The 25,441-nt window shown below is 70.8% G+C and carries 19 protein-coding genes and 2 tRNA genes; 9 read left to right on the forward strand and 12 right to left on the reverse strand.

Annotated elements, in window-relative coordinates:
• Window positions 1-43: 43 nt before the first annotated feature.
• The 3 genes from OHS81_RS16900 to OHS81_RS16910 all read right to left on the reverse strand — a co-directional run bounded on the left by OHS81_RS16900 (window position 44) and on the right by OHS81_RS16910 (window position 1,494).
• A tRNA-Arg gene (locus tag OHS81_RS16900) sits at window positions 44-116 on the reverse strand.
• Window positions 117-249: 133 nt separating this feature from the next.
• A complete protein-coding gene (locus OHS81_RS16905) occupies window positions 250-921 on the reverse strand; it encodes an HD domain-containing protein (RefSeq protein WP_328385579.1) in 672 nt (223 codons plus the stop codon).
• A gap of 482 nt (window positions 922-1,403) precedes the next feature.
• Window positions 1,404-1,494: transfer RNA gene (locus tag OHS81_RS16910), tRNA-Ser, on the reverse strand.
• Window positions 1,495-1,737: 243 nt separating this feature from the next.
• On the opposite strand from OHS81_RS16910, the gene OHS81_RS37445 reads away from it, so the two are divergent.
• Together OHS81_RS37445 and OHS81_RS16920 are read left to right on the forward strand one after the other, a co-directional pair.
• The gene (locus tag OHS81_RS37445) at window positions 1,738-2,541 is read left to right on the forward strand and encodes an SSI family serine proteinase inhibitor (RefSeq protein ID WP_443058715.1); all 804 of its coding nucleotides are present in this window, start codon (window positions 1,738-1,740) and stop codon (window positions 2,539-2,541) included.
• 192 nt (window positions 2,542-2,733) lie between these two features.
• Window positions 2,734-7,401: a PAS domain-containing protein gene (locus tag OHS81_RS16920; protein WP_328385580.1), complete on the forward strand. Its 4,668-nt coding sequence runs from the start codon at window positions 2,734-2,736 to the stop codon at window positions 7,399-7,401.
• A 94-nt stretch (window positions 7,402-7,495) separates the two neighbouring features.
• On the opposite strand, the gene OHS81_RS16925 is transcribed toward OHS81_RS16920, so the two are convergent.
• The gene (locus tag OHS81_RS16925) at window positions 7,496-9,145 is read right to left on the reverse strand and encodes a long-chain fatty acid--CoA ligase (RefSeq protein WP_328385581.1); all 1,650 of its coding nucleotides are present in this window, start codon (window positions 9,143-9,145) and stop codon (window positions 7,496-7,498) included.
• A 334-nt stretch (window positions 9,146-9,479) separates the two neighbouring features.
• Here OHS81_RS16925 and OHS81_RS16930 point away from each other — a divergent pair, with 334 nt between their 5' ends.
• Window positions 9,480-9,719 carry a hypothetical protein gene (locus tag OHS81_RS16930; RefSeq protein WP_328385582.1) on the forward strand — a complete coding sequence of 80 codons (240 nt, stop codon included), beginning with the start codon at window positions 9,480-9,482 and terminating at the stop codon, window positions 9,717-9,719.
• Window positions 9,720-9,802: 83 nt separating this feature from the next.
• Here OHS81_RS16930 and OHS81_RS16935 read toward each other — a convergent pair whose 3' ends face one another.
• Window positions 9,803-11,641 (reverse strand): SpoIIE family protein phosphatase, encoded by a 1,839-nt coding sequence (locus OHS81_RS16935; RefSeq protein WP_328385583.1) that lies wholly within the window; start codon window positions 11,639-11,641, stop codon window positions 9,803-9,805.
• A gap of 300 nt (window positions 11,642-11,941) precedes the next feature.
• Here OHS81_RS16935 and OHS81_RS16940 point away from each other — a divergent pair, with 300 nt between their 5' ends.
• Window positions 11,942-16,252 (forward strand): HAMP domain-containing protein, encoded by a 4,311-nt coding sequence (locus OHS81_RS16940; RefSeq protein WP_328391214.1) that lies wholly within the window; start codon window positions 11,942-11,944, stop codon window positions 16,250-16,252.
• Window positions 16,249-17,100 carry a response regulator gene (locus tag OHS81_RS16945; protein ID WP_328385584.1) on the forward strand — a complete coding sequence of 284 codons (852 nt, stop codon included), beginning with the start codon at window positions 16,249-16,251 and terminating at the stop codon, window positions 17,098-17,100. Before OHS81_RS16940 ends, OHS81_RS16945 begins: the two co-directional genes overlap by 4 nt.
• 203 nt (window positions 17,101-17,303) lie before the next feature.
• Here OHS81_RS16945 and OHS81_RS16950 read toward each other — a convergent pair whose 3' ends face one another.
• The 4 genes from OHS81_RS16950 to OHS81_RS16965 all read right to left on the reverse strand — a co-directional run bounded on the left by OHS81_RS16950 (window position 17,304) and on the right by OHS81_RS16965 (window position 20,379).
• Window positions 17,304-17,459: a hypothetical protein gene (locus OHS81_RS16950; protein ID WP_328385585.1), complete on the reverse strand. Its 156-nt coding sequence runs from the start codon at window positions 17,457-17,459 to the stop codon at window positions 17,304-17,306.
• Window positions 17,460-18,039: 580 nt separating this feature from the next.
• Complete coding sequence (locus OHS81_RS16955; protein ID WP_328385586.1) at window positions 18,040-18,627, reverse strand: Uma2 family endonuclease; 588 nt, start codon at window positions 18,625-18,627, stop codon at window positions 18,040-18,042.
• Window positions 18,608-19,615, reverse strand: a complete 1,008-nt coding sequence (locus OHS81_RS16960; protein ID WP_328385587.1) for a helix-turn-helix domain-containing protein — start codon at window positions 19,613-19,615, stop codon at window positions 18,608-18,610. The genes OHS81_RS16955 and OHS81_RS16960 overlap by 20 nt, the downstream gene beginning before the upstream one ends.
• Before the next feature lie 350 nt (window positions 19,616-19,965).
• Window positions 19,966-20,379, reverse strand: coding sequence for an ATP-binding protein (locus tag OHS81_RS16965; protein WP_328385588.1), 414 nt, complete (start codon window positions 20,377-20,379; stop codon window positions 19,966-19,968).
• 111 nt (window positions 20,380-20,490) lie between these two features.
• Between OHS81_RS16965 and OHS81_RS16970 the strand changes: the two genes are divergently transcribed.
• Together OHS81_RS16970 and OHS81_RS16975 are read left to right on the forward strand one after the other, a co-directional pair.
• Entirely contained in the window at window positions 20,491-21,339 is an 849-nt protein-coding gene (locus OHS81_RS16970; RefSeq protein ID WP_328385589.1) for a helix-turn-helix domain-containing protein, read from the forward strand.
• Window positions 21,336-21,662 (forward strand): DUF397 domain-containing protein, encoded by a 327-nt coding sequence (locus OHS81_RS16975; protein WP_328385590.1) that lies wholly within the window; start codon window positions 21,336-21,338, stop codon window positions 21,660-21,662. The genes OHS81_RS16970 and OHS81_RS16975 overlap by 4 nt, the downstream gene beginning before the upstream one ends.
• 52 nt (window positions 21,663-21,714) lie before the next feature.
• On the opposite strand, the gene OHS81_RS16980 is transcribed toward OHS81_RS16975, so the two are convergent.
• Window positions 21,715-22,065 carry an SH3 domain-containing protein gene (locus tag OHS81_RS16980; protein WP_328385591.1) on the reverse strand — a complete coding sequence of 117 codons (351 nt, stop codon included), beginning with the start codon at window positions 22,063-22,065 and terminating at the stop codon, window positions 21,715-21,717.
• Window positions 22,066-22,592: 527 nt separating this feature from the next.
• Between OHS81_RS16980 and OHS81_RS16985 the strand changes: the two genes are divergently transcribed.
• On the forward strand, window positions 22,593-23,126 hold the full coding sequence (locus tag OHS81_RS16985) for a GNAT family N-acetyltransferase (RefSeq protein WP_328385592.1): 534 nt from the start codon (window positions 22,593-22,595) through the stop codon (window positions 23,124-23,126).
• Between the two features lie 34 nt (window positions 23,127-23,160).
• Here the strand turns inward: OHS81_RS16985 and OHS81_RS16990 are convergent, their stop codons facing one another.
• Window positions 23,161-23,529: a cupin domain-containing protein gene (locus OHS81_RS16990; RefSeq protein ID WP_328385593.1), complete on the reverse strand. Its 369-nt coding sequence runs from the start codon at window positions 23,527-23,529 to the stop codon at window positions 23,161-23,163.
• Window positions 23,530-23,578: 49 nt separating this feature from the next.
• Between OHS81_RS16990 and OHS81_RS16995 the strand changes: the two genes are divergently transcribed.
• Entirely contained in the window at window positions 23,579-24,439 is an 861-nt protein-coding gene (locus OHS81_RS16995) for a helix-turn-helix domain-containing protein (protein ID WP_328385594.1), read from the forward strand.
• Between the two features lie 345 nt (window positions 24,440-24,784).
• Here OHS81_RS16995 and OHS81_RS17000 read toward each other — a convergent pair whose 3' ends face one another.
• Window positions 24,785-25,318, reverse strand: coding sequence for a SigE family RNA polymerase sigma factor (locus OHS81_RS17000; RefSeq protein ID WP_328385595.1), 534 nt, complete (start codon window positions 25,316-25,318; stop codon window positions 24,785-24,787).
• Between the last annotated feature and the right edge of the window lie 123 nt (window positions 25,319-25,441).

The raw sequence follows: 25,441 nt of genomic DNA on the forward strand, positions 1-25,441 counted from the left end.
CCAGAGGCCCCGTTCGATATCGAACGGGGCCTCTGGCCTGCTGTGCGCTCGGCAGGATTCGAACCTGCAACCTTCTGATCCGTAGTCAGATGCTCTATCCGTTAAGCTACGAGCGCTTGGCTTTCCGGCGGTTTTTCTTGCCGGTCGGCGTTGCGGGAACAACATTACATGACCTGCGCCGTGAGGCGAAATCCATTGCTCGCAGCACCTCTGACCTGCGGAAACGTGCCTCTGGGGAGGCTCGGGGGGCTATTCGGGCCAGGGGGAGTCCTCGATGATCCGGACGAAGTTCGGGCGGGTGTAGCCCTCTTCGAAGCGGTCCAGGACGTCGGCCTTCACATTGCCGAAGGTGGTCTGGGGGCGGTGGGCCAGGCCGGCGTGGAAGGCGTGGAGGATGCGGCGCTTGAAGTCGGGGCGCGGGTGGGCGGCGACGACGGCCTCGCGGGCTTCCGGGGGAAGGGTGTCGTAGCCGATGCCGAGGACGTCGAGTTCGACGCCGGCCGTGACGAGCGCCACTTCCGGGGCCATGTGGTGCGGAATTTCCGGCGTGGTGTGCAGGGCGATGCCCTCCCAGACCAGGCGGGCGCGGTCCGCGGGGATACCGCGGGCGGTCAGGAAGGCGCGGGCCTCGTCGGCGCCGTCGAGCTCGAAGCGCTGCTGGGAGGTGCGGAACTTCTCGGTGAGGCCGAGGTCGTGGAAGAGCGCCCCTACGTACAGCAGCTCCGGGTCGAAGGCCAGGCCGTGCCGGCGGCCGTGATGGGCGCCGAAGAGGTAGACGCGGCGGGAGTGGTGGTAGATGAGGTCGTCGGTGACATCGCGGATCAGCTCGGTGGCTTCCCGGGCCAGCCGGCTGTCGGGGAGCGGGATGCCCCCGATGGCGGAACCGGTGGCCGACGAGGGTGAGCGGTCTTGAGGTGTCATGGATCCAGGGTTGCGTGGGCAGGTGGCCGGCGCCCAGTAGGCGGGGTCCGATTGGCCTGGATGTTGCCCATGGAGGGTCGGTGGAGGTGTCCGGCACTCCGGTGCTCCGGTGCGACTCCAGGGTGGAGGTGTTCGTGGATGCGTCGTGGTGTCCGTGCACGTGTCCATGGGTGCTGCGGAGGGCGGGCAGGCGGTGGACGGCGAGGCGTAGCGGCCTCTCGGGCGGACGGACGGGCAATCGGGCAATCGGGCAGACGGGCAGACGGACGAGCAGACGGACGGGCGTGGCGTTGATCGCTCCGGCGGGTGACCCGGGTGCCGCGTGGAGGAGCCGCGGGAAGGCAAGATCACTCCGCTGGTGCGGGGAGCAGATTGCGCCTGCGGGGAGAAATCGCTTCGCGGCGGGCGAGAAGATCCTTTCGGGAGCGCGGAAAAGCGTTCAGGCCCCGGTCGGTGAGGACCGGGGCCTGAACGAAGCAGAGCGGAGGCGGAGGGATTTGAACCCTCGATGGGGGGTAAGCCCCAAACCGCATTAGCAGTGCGGCGCCATAGACCGGACTAGGCGACGCCTCCACACACCCCACGCGTGCAGGCACGCTGTGGTGTGTCCAAATGATGGCACAGCCCCCAGGGCTGTCACCAATCGCCCCCTACGGTACTAGGCGCGCGGGCTCGTGGGCAAAGACGTTCCTGCAGCGCAACGTCGGGGGCGGCAGCGCGTTAGAAGTGTCGGGGCCCGTGGCGGCTCGCGTCGTCGTGCGCCCCCGGCGTGTACGTACCGCGTACCGCCCCGCACTCGCCTCCCTGGAGCCTGTGATGCCGCACCGCCGGACGTCATCCCTCTTCGCCGCGGCCGCCAGCGCCGCCACCACGGCCGTGACCCGCCTGACCGCCACCGCGGGCGCCGCCGGCCGCGTGTCCGCCACCGCCGCCGTGTCCGTCGTCTCCGTCAGCGCGGCGCTGGTCCTGGCGGCGCCCGCCGCGTCGGCCGCCCCGATCCCGCTGCGGCACCACTGGTCCGGGGGCGGCATCACGGGCGCGGGGCACCACACGGCCGCCGCCCGGCCCGGCCGCACCGAGCACGGCAGACACGTTGATCACGGCAGACCCGTTGAAGACGACGCGCCTCTCGATCACCGCACACCCGCCGGTCACGACGCGCCCCTCGATCACCGCACACCCGCCGGTCACGACGCGCCCCTCGGCCACGACGCGTCCTTCGGTCATGACGCGTCCCCCGGCCGCAGCACGCCCCCCGGCCACGGCACACCGGTTTCCCGCCGCACCCCCGCCGACCACCTCACCGTCACCGTCCACGACTCCGGTTCGGCGGCCACCAACGGCACCTTCGAGCTGTACTGCCACCCGGGCGGGGGCAACCACCGTCAGATCCAGGGCGCCTGCGCCAAGCTGGACGGGATGACGAAGTGGGGCAAAGACCCGTTCGCCCCCGTGCCGCAGGGCGTGAACTGCACGATGATGTACGGCGGCCCGGCCACCGCGCATGTCACCGGGACCTGGGCGGGACGTCCCGTCAACGCGGATTTCCGGCGCACCAATGGGTGTGAGATCAGCCGCTGGGGCCGGTTCGAACCCCTGCTCCCGTCGACCAGTTCCTGACCCGGTTCATGCCCTAGTAGCGCGCCAGGTCAGGACGAGGGGCACATGTCGGGCGTGCGGTGAGTCGCACAAGCCCGTGGCATTACCTCCTCGTCATCCGCCTCCGCGCCTGGGGCAAGTGCCCGTAGACTCCATTCCAGCGATCCGCCACGGTGGGTCGGCAAGGTGCGGTAACAGGGAGGAAGCGTCGTCGTGAGCAGCAGGCCATCCCGAGGCGCTGCTCGCCTCGCAGCCATACTCGACGCCCTCCCCGACGCGCTGTTGCTCGTCAACTGCAACGGCACGGTCGTCAACGCCAACTCCATCGCGCTGGAGACCTTCGAGGCGCCGGGCACGGCCCTGGTGGGGCGCGGGCTGCTCGATCTGCTGCCCTCCTTCGACTCCAAGCGCATCCCGGGCTCCATGCGGCGCCGGGACGAGGACACCGAGGGCGGCCGGACGAAGCCGACCCGCATGGTCGCGCGGCGGACGGACGGGACCGAGCTGCTGGTCGAGGTGACCAGCGCCAACCTGGAGGACGGGCGCACCCCGTACGAGTCCGCCTTCGAGGCCGCGTACGCCGATCACCGCAATGGCTACACGGGCAATGAGCTGCTGATGCTCGTCGTCCGTGATCTGACCGGGACGCTGGACACCGAGACCGAGCTGGCCCGCCAGCAGCGGCAGACCGAGATGATCCTGCGGGCGGCGGCCGAGGGCGTGGTCGGTGTGGACTCCGAGGGCAAGGTCGTCCTGGTCAATCCGTCCGCCGCGCAGATCCTGGGGTTCCGGGCGAGCGAGCTGGGCGGCAAGGAGCTGCACCCGCTGATTCACCACTCGCGGGCGGACGGCTCGGCGCTGCCGTGGGAGGACACCCCGCTGGCCGACACCCTCAAGTCCGGGCGCAAGCACCGGGTGCGCGGGCAGGCGCTGTGGTCGAAGGACGGGCGGGCGGTGCCCGTCGATCTGACGACGGCGCCGGTGCGGGACGGCGATCAGCTCGTCGGCGCGGTGATGACCTTCACCGACCGCCGTGCGTTCGACTCGCTGGCGGCCCGGCACACCCAGCTGCTGGCGGTGCTCGACCAGGCGCTGCGCGGGCCGCTGGAGGAGCTGAAGGGCGAGCTGGGCACGCTCGCCTCCGACCCGGCCGGCCAGCTCTGGCCCGAGGCGAACCAGATCCTGCACCACCTCGCGGCCGGCCACGCCCGGATGACGACGCTGGTGGACAACGTCCTGAGCTATCAGCGGCTGGACTCCGGCAAGGAAAAGCTCAACCGCACGAAGGTTTCGCTGGACGGTGTGGTCGCGGCGGGCGTGGAGGGCGCGATCGAGCTGATCGGTCCCGGCCGGGCGCAGTTCGCGGTGCATGCGCCGCCGATAGAGGCGACGGTCGACGCGGAGCGGATCGCCCAGGCGCTCTCCCATCTGATCGCGGATGTCGCCGGGGTGGACTCGACGGGCCGGATGGCGGCCGGTGAGGCTGCCGTCGGCGGGCGTTCGGGGCCGATCCCCGGCGATTCGACGATCGTGGTGGCGGCGGCCAAGCGCGGTGACGTCGTACGGATCGAGGTGCGCGGCCCGTTCGACGGCGGCGACCCGGTCCATGAGCCGATCGTCCGCGGGATCGTGCGGCAGCACGGCGGGCTGATGCAGACGCACGAGGTGCCCGGCGGCGGGCCCGGCGCGGGCGGCAGTGCGTATGTCCTGGAGCTGCCGGTGGTGGCGGACGGCACGACGGTGGACGGCGCGACGGGCGGCGCGGACCGGGCGGACGGGCCGACCGGCAATGAGACGACGGTGATGCCGGTACCGGCTGCCCATGCGCGGGGCACCCGGGGCAATGCGGCGGACACCGGCGATGGCGCGGGCAATGGCGCGGATCACGGCTCGGGCGACGGCACCGGCAAGGGCTCGGGCAATGACGATCAGGGGCCGGGCGGCGAAGGGCACGAGGGCGGCGACGAGGGCCGCCCCGGTGGGTCCGGCGGTCCTGGCGGCTCCGGTGGTCCCGGCGGTTCCGGTGGGTCCGGTGGGCCGCTCGGCGGCAGTGGCGGTGGCGCGGAGCGCGGCGCAGTGGTGCCGGAGCAGGCGCGCGGGGCACAGCCGACCGGGCGTCGCCGTGCGCGGCACTCGGGCGCGGAGCAGGGCACGGAGCACGGCACGCACCCGGGCGGCCCGGCCACGGGAGCGGGCGCGGTGCCGGGGGCCGGTGTGGCGCACGGTGCCATGGACGACGGTGGGACGGGGACGGGCGGAACGGGTCCCGGGGCGGCCGAGGGCGGCCGCGGGGCTCATCCGCCGCACGGTGACGGCGCGCCGGGTACGCAGGGCGGCCGGCCGGCGGACGGTACGGGGCTGCCGCCGGGCATGACGGGTGCCGAGTCCGTACCGCCGACCGGACGGCGCCGGGGACGGCAGGACGCCACGGAGGGTGGCGGGCTGCCCGCGCTCCCCTCCGGAACGGGCCGGCCATCAGGATCGGGGCAGCAGCCGGGACACGGTCCGGTGGCGGGCGCGCAGGGCGGGCCGGCGGCCGGTCCCCAGGGGCCCGCGGCGACGCCTTCGGCCAACGGGCAGGCGCCGGCTCCGGTCCCCCCGCAGGGATCGGCTCCGGCTCCCGCGCAGGGATCGGCTCCGGTTCCTGCCCGGGCGCTTCCTGGCCGTCCACAGATTCCCGGGCAGGCGTCGGCCTCGGGTCAGACACCGGTTCCGGGTCAGACCCCGGCTCCGGGTGGGCCGCATGTTCCCGGTCAGACCCCGGCTCCGGGCGGGCCGCAGGGCCTCGGTCCCGTACAGCCGAGCGGTCGGCGGGCGCGCCGGGCGCTGGCCGAGGCGCCCGAACGGTCCGCGCAGGGTGAGCGGGAGCGGGCATCGGCGGCCGCCGCCTCCGGGGCGCAGCAGCAGGCCGGCGCGCGTACCGCCTTTGCGCTGCCGCCCGCCGCGGCGGACCGCACCCCGCAGTCGCTGCCCGCGACCGCCGACCAGGTGCCCGCACAGGCCGGTCCGCACGAGGCCGCCGCTCCGCACGACGCCGCCGGTCCCCAGGAGAGCGCCGGCACGGGACGCCGTCGGGCGCGCCGGCCGGTGGCCAACGGGCCTGAGCAGGCGAGGCCCGGCGGAGAGCCGGGGTACGAGCTGGAAGCCGCCGTCAACTCCGGTGCGGCGCAAGGCGGGTGGGACGGCGAGCCGACCGGCCGGCGGCGGGCCAGACGGGCCGCGGCCGAGGAGCGGGCGGCGGCCGCCATGGCCGATTCCGAGTCGTCCGGCACGTTCGTGGCGGGCCCGGAAGGGCTCGTGACGCAGCACACCGAGCCGTCGGAGGCGACGGGTACGGCCACCGGCACGGCGCCCGGGATCGCCCAGGGCCAGACACCGGCCCAGGCCCAGGCCCAGACGCCGACCCCGGACGCGAGTGCGCCTCAGGCGCCCAACGCGCCCCAGCCACCCCGCGCACCCGCCACCACCCAAGACCCCCAGAACCCCCAGAACCCCCCGTACTCCCAGGCGCCCAGCGCTCCCGCCCCCACCGGCCGTCGGCGCGGTCGCCCCAGCCCCGCCGAAGAGGCCGCGGAGCAGGCACCCGTACCCCCGCAGGGCGGCCCCGCCGCCACCCCGCACCGTCAGCCGCTGCCGCCCGCCGCCGAGGACGACGCGCACGCCGCGGGGCACTCCCACGGGCGGGCGTTCAGCGTGCGCACGCTCGGGCAGGGCGTGCCGTTCACCCAGCAGATCGCCGACCAGCAGCGCCCGCAGATGCCCCCGGGCAGCACGCCCCCCGGCAGCACGCCCCCGGGCACCCCACCGCCCGGCAGCACACCACCCGGCGGTACGTCCGCGGGTTCGGGCCGCCGCCGTAAGCTCGCCGCGCCGCCGCAGGAGGGCGCGGCCGCCGGGTCGATGCCGGCCGAGGCACGTCCGCACCCCGGCGCACCGCAGCCTCGGCAACAGCAGCCCGGACCGCCGGCGCCGAACCAGGCCCCCGCCCAGCCGCCGTCCCCGCCGCAGCCGCAGCCGCATCTGATGGACGCCGGCGAGGGGCGGGCCTTTGCCATCTCCGCGCCCGACGAGGGCAGCGAGGGCCCCGAGCCGCTGGACGGCCCGAACGGCGCCATAGAGGTGATGGACCGTCAGCCCATGCCGATGGACGACGAGTTGCCGCCGGAGCCGCTGGACAACCCGCGCCGGCTGCTGGTCTGGCCGGCGCCGGACGTCGCCACCCAGCAGGCGCTCAGCGACCGCGGCTACCGCCCCGTCATCGTCAACTCCCGCGAAGAGGTGGACGCCCAGATCGCCGCGTACCCTGCGGCGCTCTTCGTCGACCCGCTGACCGGGCCGATCACCCGCACCGCCCTGCAGTCACTGCGCCAGGCGGCGGGGGCGGCCAAGGTCCCGGTGCTGGTGACCGCCGGTCTGGGGCAGGCCACCCGGGAGGCCGCGTACGGCGCCGACCCGGCGGTCCTGCTCAAGGCGCTGGCCCCGCGCGACAGTGAGGTCCACCCGCCGCGGGTGCTGCTGATCGAGGAGAACGACGCCATCGCGGGCGCCCTGACCACCTCGCTGGAGCGGCGCGGGATGCAGGTCGCACGGGCCGGCGGCGACGCCGACGCGGTCACCCTCGCGACGCAGATGCGGCCGAATCTGGTCGTGATGGACCTGATGCAGGTACGCCGCCGTCGGGCCGGGATCGTCGACTGGCTGCGCGCCAACGGCCTGCTCGACCACACGCCGCTGGTCGTCTACACCTCCGCCGACATGGACCCGGCGCAGCTGCCGCGGCTGGCGGCCGGCGAGACGGTGCTCTTCCTCGCGGAGCGCTCCACGAGCGCCGAGGTGCAGGCCCGGATCGTCGACCTGCTCGCCAAGATCGGCACGAACTGACCTGTACTGAGCTGTACTGAGCTGAACTGACCGCGGTGGGCGGCGGGCGGCGGCCGGACGCCCCTGCCGCCGCCGTCGCCCGGCCGCCGCCGGCTCACGCCAGCAACGTCACCTCCAGCTCGCCCTCCGCGTACTGCCGGCGCAGCACCTTCTTGTCGAACTTCCCCACGCTCGTCTTCGGCACCGCCGGGATCACCGCCCACCGCTCCGGCAGCTGCCAGCGCGCGATGCGCTCACCGAGGAACGCCTTCAGCTCCTCGTACCCGATGGTCGCGCCCTGGTGGAGCACCACCGTCGCCAGCGGCCGCTCGCCCCACTTGTCGTCCGGTACGGCGACCACCGCGGCCTCCGCGACATGCGGATGGGCCATCAGATGGTTCTCCAGCTCGACCGAGGAGATCCATTCGCCGCCGGACTTGATGACGTCCTTGGCGCGGTCGGTCAGGGTCAGATAGCCGTTCGGGGTGATGGTGCCGACATCGCCGGTGCGCAGCCAGCCGTCGGGGCTGAACTTGTCCTCGGGGCGGAGCGGTCCGCTCTGTGCGCCGCCGTAGTAGGCACCGGCGATCCACGGGCCGCGGACCTCCAGTTCGCCCGCGGCCTTGCCGTCGGAGGGCAGCTGTTCGCCGCCCGGGCCGATCAGCCGCGCCTCGACGGAGGCGGGGAAGCGGCCCTGGGTGGCGCGGTAGGCCCACTCGTCGTCGCCGCTGACTCCGGCCGGCGGGTGGGCGACGCTGCCCAGCGGAGAGGTCTCGGTCATGCCCCAGGCGTGCACGACGCGGATGCCGTGCCGCTCCTCGAAGCCGCGCATCAGGGCGGGCGGGCAGGCGGAGCCGCCGATGACGACGGTCTGCAGACAGGCGACATCCCGTTTCGCGGCGTCGAGTTCGGCGAGCAGGCCCTGCCAGATGGTGGGCACGGCGGCGCCGATGGTGGGCCGTACGGTCTCGATCATCTCGGCGAGCGGCGCGGGCTGCAGGAAGCGGTCCGGCATCAGCAGCGAGGCACCGGCCATGAAGGCGGCGTGCGGCAGGCCCCAGGCGTTGACGTGGAACATCGGCACGACCGGCAGCGTGATGTCGCGGGAGCTGAGCGCGAACGCCTCGGCGGTGTTGACCTGCATCGAGTGCAGATACAGCGAACGGTGGCTGTAGAGCACGCCCTTGGGGTCGCCGGTGGTCCCCGAGGTGTAGCAGAGCGCCGCGGCCTCCCGCTCGTCGATCTCCGGCCAGTCGTAGCTCTCCGGCCGCCCGGCGATCAGCTCTTCGTAGTCGTGCACCCGCGCCGGGCCGCCCGCCACCAGGGAGTGGTCGCCGGGGCCGACGACGACGACGTGCTCGACGTTCGGCAGCTGGGGCAGCAACGGGGCGAGCAGCGGCAGCAGGCTGCCGTTGGCGAGCACGACCCGGTCCTCGGCGTGGTTGATGATCCACACCAGCTGCTCGGCGGGCAGCCGCAGATTGAGCGTGTGCAGCACCGCCCCCATGGAGGGGATCGCGAGATAGGCCTCCAGGTGCTCCGCGTTGTTCCACATCAGGGTGCCGACCCGTTCCTCGTCGGCGACCGACAGCTCCTCGCGCAGCGCATGGGCCAGCTGCGCGGCCCGGCGGCCGACCTCGGCGAAGGTGCGCCGGTGCGGATCTCCCTCGGTCCAGGTGATGACCTGCGACTCACCGTGAACCGTCGCCCCATGGGCCAGGATTCGCGAGACGGTGAGCGGTACGTCCTGCATCGTGCTGAGCACCGGGTGCCTCCGCTTTGTTACGGGCGGGTAGTGGTGCTGAGATTGTCAGCGCATACCGATTGGTATGTCACGCCCTCCGAGGTGTGTTCTTACCCTCTCGTGCCGGAATGCGGCCATGAGCGGGGCACGCCCGGGCGCATGACGAGGAGCCGCGAGCCCCCTCGTTGCGTTGTGCGCCTGCCGGTCCTCGCGCTGCCGACGAGGACGGGCCGGGCGCCGCCGAGGGGCCCGGGCCGGTCCGGAAGGCGTGCCCCGGTCGCCCCCGCAGGCGTGACCCGGCACCCCGTCACTCGGTTAGTCGGCTACTCCATTCCCTCCCCTGAAGGAGCATCACATGCGCGCCCGTCTCCGCCGTTTCCTCGTCGCTGCCGCCCTGGGCGGCTTCGGTGCGCTCGCCTGCGGTTCCGCTCAGGCGGCGCCGCAGGCCGCACCGGCGCAGCGGCCTTCAGGTGACGGTCCTTCACTCGGGCGGCCGCTCTTCGGCGGGCAGTTCGATCCCGTCGCCGGTATGGGCGGAGGGGTGATCTCCGGGGGTGGGAGGTCGGTGTTCACCCAGGCCGGCAGCAGGGCCTGAGACCGCGGAGACGGGGGCGGGTCGCCGGGGCCGGAGCGGCCACCCGTCTCCGGCGGCCCGGCTCCCCCTCACGCCCCGCCCCCTCAAGATCTCCGCTCAGCCGCCGGCGTCACCGCCTGGAGGACCAGCACCGAGAGATCGTCCTCGACCGGGCCGGTGCCGAAGTCGTGGGCGGCGCGCCGTACGTGTTCGGCGAGGGCCTTGGCGCCCAGGCCCATGCCGTCGCGCATCACCTCGATCAGGCCGTCGTTGTCGTCCAACTGCCAGTTGCCGCAGCGGCGTTCGGTGACGCCGTCGGTGACGCACAGCAGCGTCTCGCCCGGTGCGAGGGCGAAGGAGCTGGCGTGGAATTCGGTGCCCTCGTCGATGCCGAGCAGCATCTGGGGGTCGGAGGCCGGCTCCACGACGCCGTCGACGAACATGTGCAGCGGCGGCGGGTGGCCGGCGCTGGCGACCGTGCAGCGGGCCCCGGGGACGCCCTGGTCGACCTCCAGCTCCCCGTACAGCAGACTCAGGAAGCGGGAGGTGGCCTGCTCGCCGCCCAGTTCCACCGCCTCCGCACTCTCCTCTGCCATGGCCAGATTCAGCCTGCCGAGCACCGACTCGACGCCATGGCCCTCGCGGGCCAGCAGCCGCACCAGATGGCGGGCGAGTCCGGTGACGGACATCGCTTCGGGGTCCTTGCCCTGGACGTCCCCGAGCAGGAAGCACCAGCGGCGGTCACCCATCGGGAAGACGTCGTAGAAGTCGCCGCCGACGGTCTGCCCCTCGCCGTGCGGCTCATAGACGATCGCGGTGTCGACGCCGGGGATGCTGGCGAGCGTGGCGGGCAGCTGCCGGCGCTGGAGCGCCAGGCTGATCGTGGTCTGCCGGGTGTACTGGCGGGCGGTGAAGACGGCCTGGGCGACCCGGCGTGCCACGTCCTCGACCATCCGCACCACGGTGTCGGTCATCTGGAGGTGCCCCGCCCGGCCGAGCAGCAGCATGCCCTGATCGGTGTCGCGGGCGACCAGGGGGAAGGAGAGCGCGGACCCGCCCGAGGGGGCGGCACCGGCGCATTCCGGCCAGGGCCAGGGGTTGCCGGCGGTGCGGATGATGTCGGACGGCGGGTCCCGTTCCAGCTCCGCGCGGAGGGGGGTGATCCGCCGCTCGTCGACGTGCCAGACCCGCGACAGCTGCACCCCGCCGCCGTCCGTGGTGAGCCAGATGGCGCACCAGTCGGCGAGCCGGGGCACCAGCAGCTGGGCGGCGAGCGCGGTGACCATGTCCTGGTCGAGCTGCCCGGCCAGCAGTTCGCTGGTCTCGGCGAGGAAGGACGGGCCGCCGCGGTCGGCCCATTCGGCGGCGAACCCGTGCGGGCGGCCGCGCGGGGTCACGGGGTGGCCCAGGCGTACGGGAGGCTCGGGGCCGCGCGACTCGCGGCGGGGCGCGGCGGGCGCGGCGCGGGCGCGCAGCGGCTCGCCCTCGGTGGCCTCCAGGCGGAACCAGACGGTCTTCACGGCATGGCGGTAGGTCACGCCCCAGGACTCCGCCAGCGCGCTCACCAGCTGGAGTCCGAATCCCGGCTCTCCGGTGCGGGCGTCGACCCCGCCGCGTACGCCCCGGGCGGGATGGCGGTCGGAGACCTCCACCACGACGCCCACCTTGGCCGGGCGGCGCTCCCCGTCGCTCTCGGAGGCCGCCGGCCCGTCGTGCTCCAGGCGGCAGGTCACATCGATGTCGGTACCGGCGTACATCACGGCATTGGTGACCAGCTCGCTGGTGAGCAGGACGGCATCGTGGATGAGCTCGGCGCTGATCGCCGCCGCACCGGTCCCTGCCGTGGCGGGCGGGGTCGTCGCCCGCTCGGTGAGCAGCGCGCGCACGAATTTACGTGCGCCGGCGGCCGCGAGCTGGTTCGCGGGCAGCCCTTTCCGGGACACGGATTCCGTCGTGTACGGGGAGGACAGCGCTACCACTGTGCCCCCTGAATATGCCGGGAAAAACTGATTACAAGCGCTTTATACTATGTCATATCTGCCCAAATGGATCACCCCGCTCGACCGGCTTCTCCGCAACGATCATTGGGGGGATGGTGTGCCATGGCGCTCGACCCGGCCCGGCCCGAGTCTGCTTCCCCGCCCCCGGAGCCTCCCGAGCCCACTGAGCCCCCGCAGCCCCCCGTTCCCCGGCACGACGGGCAGTGGGTACGCACCAGTGAGCTACGGCCTCTCCTCGCGGCGATGATGGCGCTGCGGGACGGGGATTTCACCGCCCGCGCGGATATCCCGCAGGACGGCTCCTCCACGGACGGCGTGGTGGCCGACATGACGGGCGTCCTCAACCAGATCGCCGCCCGCAACGCCCATCTCGCCTCCGAGCTGCAACGCGTCCGCAGCGAGATCATCCGGCAGGGCCGCCTGGACGAGCGGATCTCCGCCAGCCCCGGCCAGGGGACCTGGACGACGAACATCGAGGCGGCCAACACCGTGCTCCAGGCACTGGTGGTCCCGCTCGCCAAGGCCACCCGGGTACTGGACGCGGTGGCAGACGGCGACCTGACCCAGCGGGTCGATCTGCACGACGGCAACCGCGCGCTCCGCGGCGATCTGCGCCGGCTGGGCAGCGGGGTGAACCGCATGGTCGACCAGCTGTCGCTGTTCACCGGCGAGGTCACCCGGGTCGCCCGCGAGGTCGGCACCGAGGGCCGGCTGGGCGGCCGGGCCAAGGTCCAGGGGCTCTCCGGCGACTGGCTCCATGTGACCGAGGCGGTCAACACCATGGCGTCGCGGCTGACCGCCCAGGTCAGGGACATCGCCGTGGTCACCACCGCGGTGGCCACCGGCGACCTGACCCAGCAGGTGACGGTCGAGGCGACCGGCGAGCTGCTGGAGCTGAAGCTCACCGTCAACAAGATGGTCGACCAGCTGCGGGCCTTCGCCGACGAGGTCACCCGGGTCGCCCGCGAGGTCGGCACCGAGGGCCAGCTCGGCGGCCGGGCGCAGGTCAGGGGCGTCTCCGGGGTCTGGAAAGACCTCACCGACAACGTCAACTTCATGGCGTCCAACCTGACCTGGCAGGTCCGCAACATCGCCCAGGTCACGACGGCCGTGGCCAACGGCGACCTGAGTCAGAAGATCACCGTGGACGCCCGGGGCGAGATCCTGGAACTGAAGTCGACGATCAACACCATGGTCGACCAGCTCTCCGCCTTCGCCGACGAGGTCACCCGCGTCGCCCGCGAGGTCGGCACCGAAGGGCGGCTGGGCGGCCGGGCGCAGGTCAGGGGCGTCTCCGGGGTCTGGAAGGACCTCACGGAGAGCGTCAATTTCATGGCGGACAACCTGACCTCCCAGGTCCGCAACATCGCCCTGGTCGCCACCGCCGTCGCGGAGGGCGACCTCGGCAAGACGATCACCGTCGAGGCCAAGGGCGAGATCCTGGAGCTCAAGACCACGATCAACACCATGGTCGACCAGCTCTCCGCCTTCGCCGACGAGGTCACCCGCGTCGCCCGCGAGGTCGGCACCGAAGGAAACCTCGGCGGTCAGGCGCAGGTCAGGGACGTCTCCGGGGTCTGGAAGGACCTCACCGACAACGTCAACTTCATGGCGCTCAACCTGACCTCCCAGGTCCGCAACATCGCCCAGGTCACCACCGCCGTGGCCAACGGCGACCTGTCCAAGAAGATCGACGTCGACGCCCGCGGCGAGATCCTGGAGCTGAAGGACACGGTCAACACGATGGTCCAGCAGCTGCGGGCGTTCGCGGACGAGGTGACCCGGGTGGCCCGCGAGGTCGGCACCGAGGGCCGGCTCGGCGGCCGGGCCCAGGTCCACGGCGTCTCCGGCGTGTGGAAAAACCTCACCGACAACGTCAACTCCATGGCCGACAACCTGACCTCCCAGGTCCGCAACATCGCCCAGGTCGCCACCGCCGTCGCCAAGGGCGACCTGTCCAAGAAGATCGACGTCGACGCCCGCGGCGAGATCCTGGAGCTGAAGACGACGATCAACACGATGGTCGACACCCTGTCGTCGTTCTCGTCCGAGGTGACCCGGGTGGCCCGCGAGGTCGGCAGCGAGGGCCAGCTCGGCGGCCAGGCCCGGGTCGAGGGCGTCTACGGCACCTGGAAGCGGCTGACCACCAGCGTCAACGAGCTGGCGCTGAACCTGACCACGCAGGTCCGGGCGATCGCCGAGGTGGCCAGCGCGGTCACCCAGGGCGATATGTCCGGCTCGATCACCGTGGACGCCCAGGGCGAGGTCGCGGCCCTGAAGAACAACATCAACCTGATGGTCGCCAACCTCCGCGAGACCACCCGCGCCAAGGACTGGCTGGAGTCCAACCTGGCCCGTATCGCCAGCCTGATGCAGGGCCACCGCGACCTGGTCGAGGTCGCCGACCTCATCCTGCGCGAGCTGACCCCGCTGGTGAACGCGCAGTTCGGCGCGTTCTTCCTGGCCGAGGCGGGCGCCGAACCGGGCGAGGGCCTGGAGCTGATCGCCGGTTACGGCACCGGCCAGCCCGAGGGCCGCCGCTCGCTGCCGCGGCTGCGGCTGGGCACCCCCGGCTGGGGCCTGATCACCCAGGCCGCCATGGAGAAGAAACGCATCGTCGTCGACGCCGTCCCGCCCGACTACATCACCATCAGCTCCGGACTCGGCGCGGCGGCCCCGGCCAGCATCGTCATCCTCCCGATCCTCTTCGAGGACCAGGTGCTCGGCGTCATCGAGCTGGCCTCCTTCAGCCGGTTCAGCGAGGTCCACCTCGCCTTCATCGACCAGTTCGTGAACACCATCGGCGTCTCGATCAACACCATCATCGCCAACTCCCGTACGGAGTCCCTGCTGTCGGAGTCCCAGCGGCTGACCGCCGAGCTCCGCCAGCGCTCCGACGAACTCCAGCTGACGAACGCCGAGTTGGAGGAGAAGGCGGCCCTCCTCGCCACCTCCTCCCAGTACAAGTCGGAGTTCCTGGCGAACATGTCGCACGAGCTGCGCACCCCGCTCAACTCCCTGCTGGTGCTCTCCCGGCTCCTCGCCGACAACCCCGACGGCCGGCTCTCCGGCCAGGAGGTGGAGTTCGCCGTCACCATCCACCGCGCGGGCTCCGACCTCCTCCAGCTCATCAACGACATCCTCGATCTGTCGAAGATCGAGGCCGGCCGGATGGACGTCCACCCCAAGGCCCTGCCACTGATCAAGCTGCTCGACTACGTCCGCGCCACCTTCCGGCCGCTCACCGTCGACCGCGGTCTCACCTTCGACGTCAAGGTCGGCGAAAACGTCCCCAAGGAACTCTTCTCCGACGAACAGCGCCTCCAGCAGATCCTGCGCAATCTCCTGTCCAACGCTGTGAAGTTCACCTCCTCGGGCAGCGTGGAACTCATCGTCCAGCGCGTCCCCGGCACGGAATTCGAGGAGGAATCCCTCCGCACCGCCGACGACGTCATCGCCCTCTCCGTCAAGGACACCGGTATCGGCATCTCACCGGAAAAGCTCGACGGCATCTTCGAGGCGTTCCAGCAGTCCGACGGCACCACGAACCGCAAATACGGCGGCACCGGCCTCGGCCTGTCCATCAGCCGCGATATGGCCGCGCTGCTCGGCGGCCGGATCATCGCCGAGAGCGAGCCGGGCGTCGGCTCGACCTTCACCCTGTATGTGCCCGCCCGCTACACGGGCCCCTTCCCCGCCCCGAGCCCCACCGCCGCCACCCGCCCCGCGGACAGCACCGCACAGGCCGGCCCCGCCCGCCCCGTCCTGGCCGAACAGCTCACGGCCACGCCGCCCGGCCCGGCCGCAACCACCTCGCGGAGCAGCCCTTCCGCCGGCGTCAGTGATGTCTTCCCCACCCAGGGGGAACAGGACCAGGCCCCGCACCCGGATACCCCCTCCCCCGACGGCGGCGATGTCACCTGGCCCGAGACCACCCGCCTCAGGGACTGGCTCAGCGGACGCCCCGGCGAGGTACTGGCCGACCGCCGCATCCTCATCGTCGACGACGACATCCGCAATGTCTTCGCGCTCACGCACGTACTGGGCCGGGTCGGCATCAGCGTCAAATACGCCGAGAACGGCCGCGAGGGGCTGGAGGTCCTGGACCGGACACCGGACGTCTCGCTGGTGCTGATGGACATCATGATGCCCGAAATGGATGGTTACGAGATGATCAAGGCGATCCGACAAGCGCCTCGATTCGCGGACCTGCCGGTCATCGCGCTCACCGCGAAGGCCATGCCGGGCGACCGCGAAAGGGCGATCGAGAGCGGGGCCAACGACTACATCCCCAAGCCGGTGGACGTGGACCGCCTGCTGTCCGTGATCTGCGGGCTTCTGGACCCGCAGGAGGGCAATGTGGTCCCGCATCCGGAGGGCGGGCCGGTCCCGCATCCGGAGGGCGAGCCGGTCCCGCATCCGGAGGCCGTCGGCCCTGAGGACGTCGCCCCGGAGAACGTCGGCCCGGAGAACCTCAGCCCGGAGGGCACGGGCCAGGACGCAGCGGGCACGGGCCAGGACGGGCGGGGGATGGCAGCCGGGGAGCAATCATGACGACCGCACCGGACACCTCATCGAGCATCCTCATCGTCGACGACATGGAGGAAAACCTCGTCGCACTGGAAGCCGTACTGGGCTCGCTCACCCAGAAGGTGGTCCGTGCGCGATCCGGCGAAGAGGCCCTGAAGGCCATGCTCCGCGAGGAATTCGCGGTCGTTCTCATCGATGTGCTGATGCCGGGCATGAACGGATTCGAGACGGCCGCCAACATCAAGGGCCTGGACCAGACCAAGGACGTCCCGATCATTCTCCTCACCGGCGCCTCGGTCGACCCGAACTACGCCTACCGCGGCTACACGGTCGGCGCCGCCGACTTCCTCATCAAACCCTTCGACCCCTGGCTGCTGCGCACCAAGGTGAACGTGTTCCTCGACCTCCACCGCAAGAACCGCCAACTCGCCGCCCAGGCCGACCAGTTGAAGCGCCTTCTGACGTCGGACGACCACCCTGGAGGTGAGGGCCCACCGCCCGGCACGACCACGACGGCCACGGCCCCGGCCGCCCCCACGGTCACGACCACGGCAGCCGGCGCGGCAGCCACCACGGCCGGAACGGACGCGGCAGCGCCCCCGCCCGCACCCTCGCCCGCGAGGTCGGGGATGGCCGGGCACCCTCCCATCCCCCCGGAAGGCCCCGGCGCCCCGGCACCTCCGGAGCCGCCCCCGCAGCCCGCGGCACCCGCCGCCGGCGAGGCATCCCGCCTCGCGGAAATCGCCGGCCAGCTCGCCGAGGTGGAACTCCTCCTGCGTGACGCAAAAGGCTCCGACAAGAAGCATCTTGCCGACCGCATCACCGAACTGGAGGAAGCGGTCGGCCGGTTGATGGTCAGCCGGGGGACGTGAACCTTAAACCCTTGAGCTTTCCCGGCTGCTCTTTCCACGAGGCCCCGGCACCTTGTCGACAGTGAAGGCGTATATTCCCCCCAGGGCGAATATCGCCAGATACTGAGCCCAGATGGCGTGATCCAGCACCCTGTTTACCGCGATGAGCACGCCGGCCCAGAGAACAGTAAATACAATCTTGCCCATCAGGATTTCCCAATCCTTCAGGCGAGAGACGAGAGGCAGGCGGTGGCGCCGCCCGCAACGGTCTTCTTCGCGAGGTCCGAGGCGAGGTCCGAGGCGACGTCCCTGCTGACGTACCGGCCGACGACCAGCGCCCCGGCCCCGCCCGCCACCGCACCCGAGGCAAGGCTCTTCATTGAATTTCCCCATTCAACTTTTTCACGCAGGGCGGTATGGGTCAGATACCGCGCCCGTTCTTGGTCATCCACGAACGTACTAGTCCGCATCTCTATCGGGAACCCAGGGCGCGGATCTTGAGCTGTCTTGATTTTGAGGATTCTGTGAAACTCACACGCGGCAGTCCATCGTGGTGTTTCGGCTGACTGATAGCTCAATGTCCGGGTATCCGCAGTCGCGAGCGCGTCGAGAAGCACGCACGCAGTACGAGGCTTCTCTTCCCAACTCCCTCAGACACAAGAGCAGTTCACATGCATGGGTCATGAGCGCAGCCCGCCCGGGAATTTCCGAGGGCCGTGACGTGGACCCAGGCCACACAAAGGAGTGACCGGGGGCGCTTGACGATCAGAAGGAGCGAACGGACCGGTGGGCCCGGCGGGCGGCACAGTGCGCCCGGACGGAGCCGCCGTTGCCCTCCCCCAGAGCTGTCCTCGCACCACAGCAGACAGCAGACAGCAGACAGCAGACACTCTCGCCGCATGCCCCGGCCGGACGGTGCACTGATGCACTGACGCGCCTGTGGATGTGAGGCTCCCGAAGCTACGCGTAACGCGGGAGGTCCTGCGTCGTGGTGGTCCACTCGCCGATGGTGACGTCCTCGCCGTAGACGAATTCCTTACGGGTCGCATAGCGGGGGCCACTCGGCGTCGGATGGATATCGGAGAGCACCGCGCCCGAGCCCGTACGCGGGTCGAAGATCGCGTACACAGGAATACCGAGCAGGGGGTAGTCGCGCATTTTGCTCACCCAGTCGTTGTCCGGGTTGGAACGGGAAACGACTTCGATGGCAGCAAGGAGCGTACGGGGATCGAAGGCCCCCTCGACCTCCATGTCCGCCTCGGCGATCACCATGACATCGGGGTGACGCATGATGCCCTCGGCCTGGCTCTCCACGTCGGGAGTTCCCGTATGGGCCACCGGTAGTTCCGGCATCACCTTTTCAAGGCGTTTACGGACACGTAGCGTGGTCAACTCGTGCGGCCCGACGGGCGCCCTGCTGTCGTGAACGATCCCTTCCTTCGTGATCTCGAACTTGCCTGGAAGGGTGTCGTCCATGGACTGAACGAACTCCCGCATGGTCTGGTACAGAAGGGCGTCCCGCTGCGCGTCATCGGGGGCCATCGTCATGGCGCTCGCTCCTCATCTCTGTCGGCATCTCTGCCGGCGTGTCCACCGGAGTCCTCAGCTTCATGCTGGGCGGCTCCTTGCTCTGAGGCTCCGGGTGGCGGCAGTCACGGCAGAGGCCCGGGGCGGTGGCGCGGAAGGCCCGCTCGCAGCCGTCGCAGGTCTGGAGCGGGGGTGGGCCCGGGGGTGGGCCCGGGGGTGCGGCGGCGCAGGGCGGTGTGGGGGCCGCCGGGAGGGGTGGGGGCAGGAGCTCCGTGAGCCGGTGGGCGAGCAAGGCCGCCGGGTGGCGGAGCGTGGGTGGGAGGCCCGCGGTCAGGGCGCTGCGTACGGCGTCCGGGGAGGCGCCGCGTTCCAGCCAGGCGGCGACGGGCGGGGCGAGGCGGTGGATGTCCCGTACGGAGAGCAGGAGGCGGGGGTCGTCGCGGCGGAGGTTCGCCAGGAGGGCGGCGGCCGGGGTGTGGTGCGCGCGGGTCACGGGCTCCGGTGGCTGCGGTGCGGGGCAAGGCCTTGGCGCGGGGTCCGGCTGCGGGGATTGCCTTACGGGGGCCGGGTCCGGCGCGGGAGGGGGCGGTTCGACGGCGGTGCGGCGTTTGGCCTGCTCGGCGGCCTCGCGGGCGCGGCGGGCGCGGGTCGCCTCCGGGTTGTTGTACGAGATGGTGACCGTGACCACTCGCCCGTCATCAGTGCGCCGCCGGACCCGTTCGAGGTAGCCGTACGCCTCCAACTCCCGTAACGCAGCGGCGATCCGGTCCCGTCCCTCCGGGAAGCGCTTGGCCAGCGAGCGGATATCGACCGGCGCGCCCTCGGGCAGCGACTGGATGTGGGCGGCGAGCCCGATCGCGAGGCCGGACAGGGAGCGGTGCTGGGTGAGGTGGTTGCCGACGATCGTGTAGCCGGGGTCCTGGTACTCGGTGACCTTGCGGACGCCGGCCGGGGATCGCCGAATCTCGTACTGGGCGCGCGCAGGCGCATTAAGCTTTTGCTCAGCCATCAGGAAGCGTTCTCTTCCTCGTTGGTCAGGCCCTCGATCGGGATGCCAGTCCCGGCCGGGGGCCGTCGCATGTGTGCGGGTTTTTGGGGTTGTTGTTGCCGAGCGTGCATGGACGAGGGCAGCGGAGGCGAGCCTTCCGGTCATGGATCACCCGAGCGAGTGACGGCGGGGTGCACCGGGGCGGGCCGGGCGGGGTCGGGCTGGGTTGGACCGGTTTCTCTACCTGGGGTGATGGGTCTTTTACGGGCCGAAGCCCCGGCGCTCGGCGCACCGACGCCCGGCTTCCCGGCGTCCGGTTTCCCGGCCTCCGGTTGACGGGCCGCCAGTCGTCTCCCCTCCACCCCCGGGCCTCATCGGCCCCACATCGGCAGGTCGAATTCCGCCCAGACCGTCTTGCACGGGAACGGCCCCCGACAGGTACCCCAGCGGTCGGCCAGCGCTTCGACCAAGACCAGTCCATGACCCGATTCCCGTAGCCCTGCCGCCTGTGGGGCCGGGAGCCCGTCACCGCGCGCGTCCGTCACCTCGATACGGAGCGTGTCCGCGTCAGACAGCACGGCAAGGCGGAAATCGCGGCCCGGCAAGCGCCCGTGCGTGGCGGCGTTCGCGGCCAGATCGGCGATGACGAGGGCCGGGGATTCGAACGGCAGGCCCCAGGACCGGAGTTGTTCGGTGGCGAGAAGCCGCGCGAGGCGCGCGCCCCGGCGGGTGGCGGAGAGCTGGACCTTGAACTGGAGCTTGTACTCGGCGATTTCCTGATTCATGTCACTCAGCGTGGTCGGGCGTGCTTACGCTGAATAGTGATGACGCCAGTACGCATGGTGATGTCCAGGATTTGTCCAGGGGCGTCCCCGCTGTCCAGGAGGTGGAAGCGGATGAATGTTGACGGTGCGGAAGACGGGGGCTGGGAACTCGACCCGGAAGACGATGCCCAGGCGGCCGTGGAGACGGTCGGGCGCCAGCTCAAGTTGTGGCGGGAGGCGGCAGGTCTGCGCCCTGCCGAGTTCGGGGCAGCCATCGGCTACGGGGAGAACCTGATCTACAAGATCGAGCGCGGCACCCGTATCCCGCGCCCGGAGTTCCTGGACAAGGCCGATGAGGTCTTGGGCGCGGGCGGCAAGGTCGCCGCGATGAAGAAGGACGTGGAGCTGGCCCGGTACCCGAAGAAGGTCAGGGATCTCACGAGGTGGGAGGCCGAGACGGTCGAGCTGGGGGCGTACGGCAGCCACAATCTGCATGGACTGTTGCAGACGGAGGAGTACGCGCGGGCGCTGTTCGAGATGCGACGGCCGGCCTGGACCCAGGACAAAGTAGATCGCTTAGTGTCCGGCCGCATGACCCGAGGGTCAATTTTCGACCGCGCCCCCGCTCCAGCCCTCTCATTCGTCCAGGAAGAGGTGACGCTTCGCCGCCCCCTCGGAGGCAAAATGATCCTACGCCGACAGCTCGAACGTCTGTTGGAGGTAGGTCAGTTGCGGAGCGTCGAGATCCAGGTGATGCCGACCGACCGCGAAGACCACGCAGGAATGGGAGGTGAGATCGAGGTGCTGAAATTCGGAGACGGGACAGCAGTGGGCCACTCACCGAGCCAGTTCGGCAGCCGCTCGATCTCGCAGCCGAATCAGATCCGAATCCTCGAGCTGCGCTACGGCGTCATCCGGGCCCAGGCTCTCTCACCCCGGGAGTCACTGGCCTTCATCGAAAAAGTGCTGGGAGAGACATGACCCTCAAGCCCTCTGCCGGAAGCGTTGCCGAGCTGGAGTGGACCAAGAGCAGCTACAGCGACAACGGCAACAGCAACGAGTGCGTCGAAGTCGCCTGGCAGAAGAGCAGCTACAGCGGCCAGGGCAACGGCAACGAGTGCCTCGAAGTCGGCTGGGAGAAGAGCAGCTACAGCGACAGCAGCAACGGCCACGACTGCATCGAAGTCGCCACCACCCCCGACACCATCCGCATCCGCGACTCCAAGAACCCCCACGGCCCGCAGCTCCGTCTCCGGCCCTCCGCATGGGCCGACTTCGTCGCGTTTGCCGTCGAAGGGGGTTGAGCGCACGGCTGCTGCCGGGGGTGGGCTCACCTAAGCGGACTTGGCGAACAGATCAGACGCCGAAGCCGACACACTCGGCGGCAACCCAGCCGTCCTGCCCGCTGATCCTCACGTTCGTCCAGTCGGCACTTCCACCGCAGGCGCTGTACCACGAGCCCTTGATGGTGGTGTCCTGGAGAGAGCCACAACGGAGCTTTCCGCCCTTGGCGATCGTCCCGATGGTCGAGTACCGCTCCCCCGGGCCGCTGCGCACGTTGAGCGTGCCCTTGGTGGCGTTGTAGACGTAGCACGTGCCGGCCTTCGCCGAAACACTCTCCGCCGCGAAGGACGGCGCTGCCGCCAGCCCCAGCAGCCCCAGGGCTCCCGCGCTGACGGACGCCGCTGTCTTCACCAAAGCACGCATGACCGTTCCCCCTTGTCTGGGCTGATCCACTAGAAAAACCAAGATCAATTTACGCAGGGTCGGCTCCATGTCAACTTATTGTGTACACAGTCACATTGAATCGACCATTCCGGCATAAGAGCTTCCTGACAGTTGCCGCCTGAGCCTGTCTCGTGCGCGGTGCCGGGGCAGACGTTGGGGTCGGCGGGGTCGAGACCGCAGACGGAGTCCAGGGCGCCTTCGCTGCTGCCGGCGGGCAGGGCGGCGTCCTCGCAGCGGCTGCTGGTTGGTGGCGGTTGCTCAGCGGTGCTGTTTGTGATCTTTCGCGACGGCCCTTCAGGATCTGCACCCCGACAAAACAGATGCCGCAGACTGCACCGCAGCGTAATGTGTGATCCTGGCTGCTGCCTATTACCTGGCCGTTGATACGGCCACAGCTTCGGGAGGGCTTGATGGTTGCGGACATCGTCAGGACTTGGGTGGCGGGCTGGGCCTTGTCCCGGCGGACGCCTCCGCCTGTCAAGAAGCCCTGGGGGTTCTCTATCGAGGTGGCCGGCAACCCCGACGAAGTGGGACGCCATGTCCTGCCCGAGGCCGAGGAGTCGTTGGTTCGCAGCGCCGCGGCCTCGGTGTCCGTGCCGCGGACCTGGATGAAGATGCCCGCGGAGCCGGAGGAGATCGAGTCCTGGCTGCCTCAGGGGTGGGTGATGGAGGAGGCCGGCCATCTGATGGCCGTTGACCTGATGGCCACGGACCCGGTCGCGCCTGCGGGGTACACCGCGACCGTGGAGACCATGGGAGCCGTCACCTACGCTCGGGTGCTGGATGCGGCGGGCGAGCTGGCGTCCCAGGGGCAGATGGCATCCCTCGGGGAAGCTGTGGTCGTGGACCGGATGGTGACCGAGGCGGCCCATCAGCGGCGCGGGCTGGGCAACTTCGTGATGCGGACGCTTGCCGACCGCGCCCTGGAGACGGGCGCGGTCCTCGGCGTTCTGGGCGCGACCGATGCCGGGCGCGCGCTGTACGAGACGCTGGGCTGGAAAAAGCACACGACGCTGGCGGAGTGCAGCTACCGGCCCTGAAGCAGGGAGAAGGCCGCGGCGGGGCGCCGACGTGTCAAAGGGCCTCGGGCGCTTTGCTCCTGGGCCCGCCCGCGTCACCCGTGTTGAGCGTGCCGGCCGGTTCGAAGAGAAGGATGGCGGTCTCCTCCTCGGCCACCGGGCAGTGCTCGACGCCTCGGGGAACGACTATCAGCTCGCCGGGGCCTAGGACCACATCACCGTCCCTGAGCCGGATGGTGAGCCGGCCGCTGACGACCATGAGCAGTTCGTCGGTGTCTTCGTGCGTGTGCCAGACGAACTCCCCGTGCAGCTTGGCGAGTTTGACCTCGTAGTCGTTCAGGTCGGCGATCTTCTTCTGTGACCACAGGTCGCTGAACTGCGAGAGCTTGTCGGTGAGATTGACGGGAGCGGGAGAGTTGGTCATGCCTTGAGACTGCCGTGCCCCTGCTCCGGCGGTCTTGTACGTTCCTGGCATGACAGGAGGAGGCCCGCCCCGTACGACGATCAGCGCCTGGCGGCCGCCGGTCCCGGGCATCGCCGAGGTCTTCCACGCGCACTTCACCGAGCACGCGTACCCGTCCCACACGCATGACACCTGGGCCCTGATGATCCTCAATGACGGGGCGGTCGACTTCGCCTGTGACCGCCACCGTCATGGCGTGACCGGCTCCGACACGGTCGTCCTGCTGCCTCCCGGGGTCGCCCATGACGGCAGGACGGTCACCGCGGCGGGCTTCCGCAAGCGCGTGCTCTACCTCGACGCGGCCGTGCTTCCCGAGGGCCTGACCGGCCGCGCGGTGGACGGCCCGGTCTTCGGCGATACGCTGCTGCGCCATCGCATCCACCAGCTGCATACGTCGCTCGGCCACGCGGGCGACGGGCACGCGGGCGAGGCGCGTACGGACGACGCCTTCGAAGCCGAATCCCGGCTTGCCTTCATCCGGGAACGGCTGCGCTTCCACCTGGACGCGCTCCAGCCGCCGCGTACGCCTGGCCGCGAGGCGAACCGCCTGGCCGCCGCCTTACGGGAGCTGCTGGATGCCCGTCTGCCGACCGGCCTGTCCCTGCAGGAGGCCGCCGCCGTCCTGCACGCACACCCCACCCATTTGATCCGCTGTTTCAAGCAGACCTACGGCCTGCCGCCGCACACCTACCTGACCGGCAAGCGCATCGAGCGGGCTCGCGGGCTGCTGCTCGACGGCAGGCGTCCGGCGGAGGTCGCGACCGCCCTGGGATTCCATGATCAGTCCCATCTGAACCGGCACTTCACCCGCCATGTGGGCACGACACCGGCGCGCTACGCGGCCGGACGGGAGAGCCGGCCCGAAACCTGACAGCCCCGCTGTCGGCACCGTCGCCGTATCGCGTGACAACCCCTCACGCTCGTCCACCGGTCACGTTTCCCTGTCCGGCTCCGTCACCTCTCATGACGGACGCAACGCAACGCAACTGAAGTGACGGGAGAACCGGTGACGTCTTTGCTGCACCTGGATTCCAGCGCCAATCGTTCCGGCGAATCGGTCAGCAGGCAGCTGACCGCGTTGTTCGCCCACACCTGGCGGGCTGTGCACGGCCCGGCCGGATACCGGTACCGGGACCTGGCGGCCGCCCCGGTCCCTGGCATCGGCCCGGCCGGAGGTCAAGGCGACCTCGTAGCCGGCGATGGCCACACCACCGCTTCAGGCGATCACCGCCAGTTCCGGGTCTTCCCGGAGTTTGGCCAGGGCGCGGGAGACGGCGCTCTTGACCGTGCCGATCGAGACCTCCATGATCTCGGCGGTCTGGGCCTCGCTCAGGTCCTCGTAATACCTGAGGACGACCATGGCCCGCTGGCGGGCGGGGAGTCGCATCACCGCGCGCCACATCGCGTCGCGCAGGCCCTGGAGTTCGGCCGGGTCGGGGGCGGGCAGCGGGTCCGGCTCCGGCATCTCGTCGACGGTGAATTCCTCGACCTTGCGCTTGCGCCACTGGGAGGTGCGGGTGTTGATCAGCGCGCGGCGGACATAGCCGTCCAGGGCGCGGTGGTCCTCTATCCGGTCCCAGGCCACGAAGGTCTTGGTCAGGGCGGTCTGGAGGAGGTCTTCGGCGTCGTTCGGGTTGGTGGACAGCGACCGCGCGGTGCGCAGCAGGACCGGCCCCCGGGCCCCTACATAGGACGAGAACGTCGGGAACACAGCGGCGGTCGAAGCGCTGGTGCACACTGGCGTGGTCATGTGGACCACGCTAGAAGCGACGGCGGGCGGGCGGATCGCCCCAAGGTGCCGAAGCGGCATCCCTCTCAAGTTGTAGGGGTGGAGCCGGCTCTACCTACTCTGGGGGGACGGGGGCCGGCGGAC

The organism is Streptomyces sp. NBC_00400 (genome assembly GCF_036048035.1).
Lineage (GTDB): Bacteria > Actinomycetota > Actinomycetes > Streptomycetales > Streptomycetaceae > Streptomyces.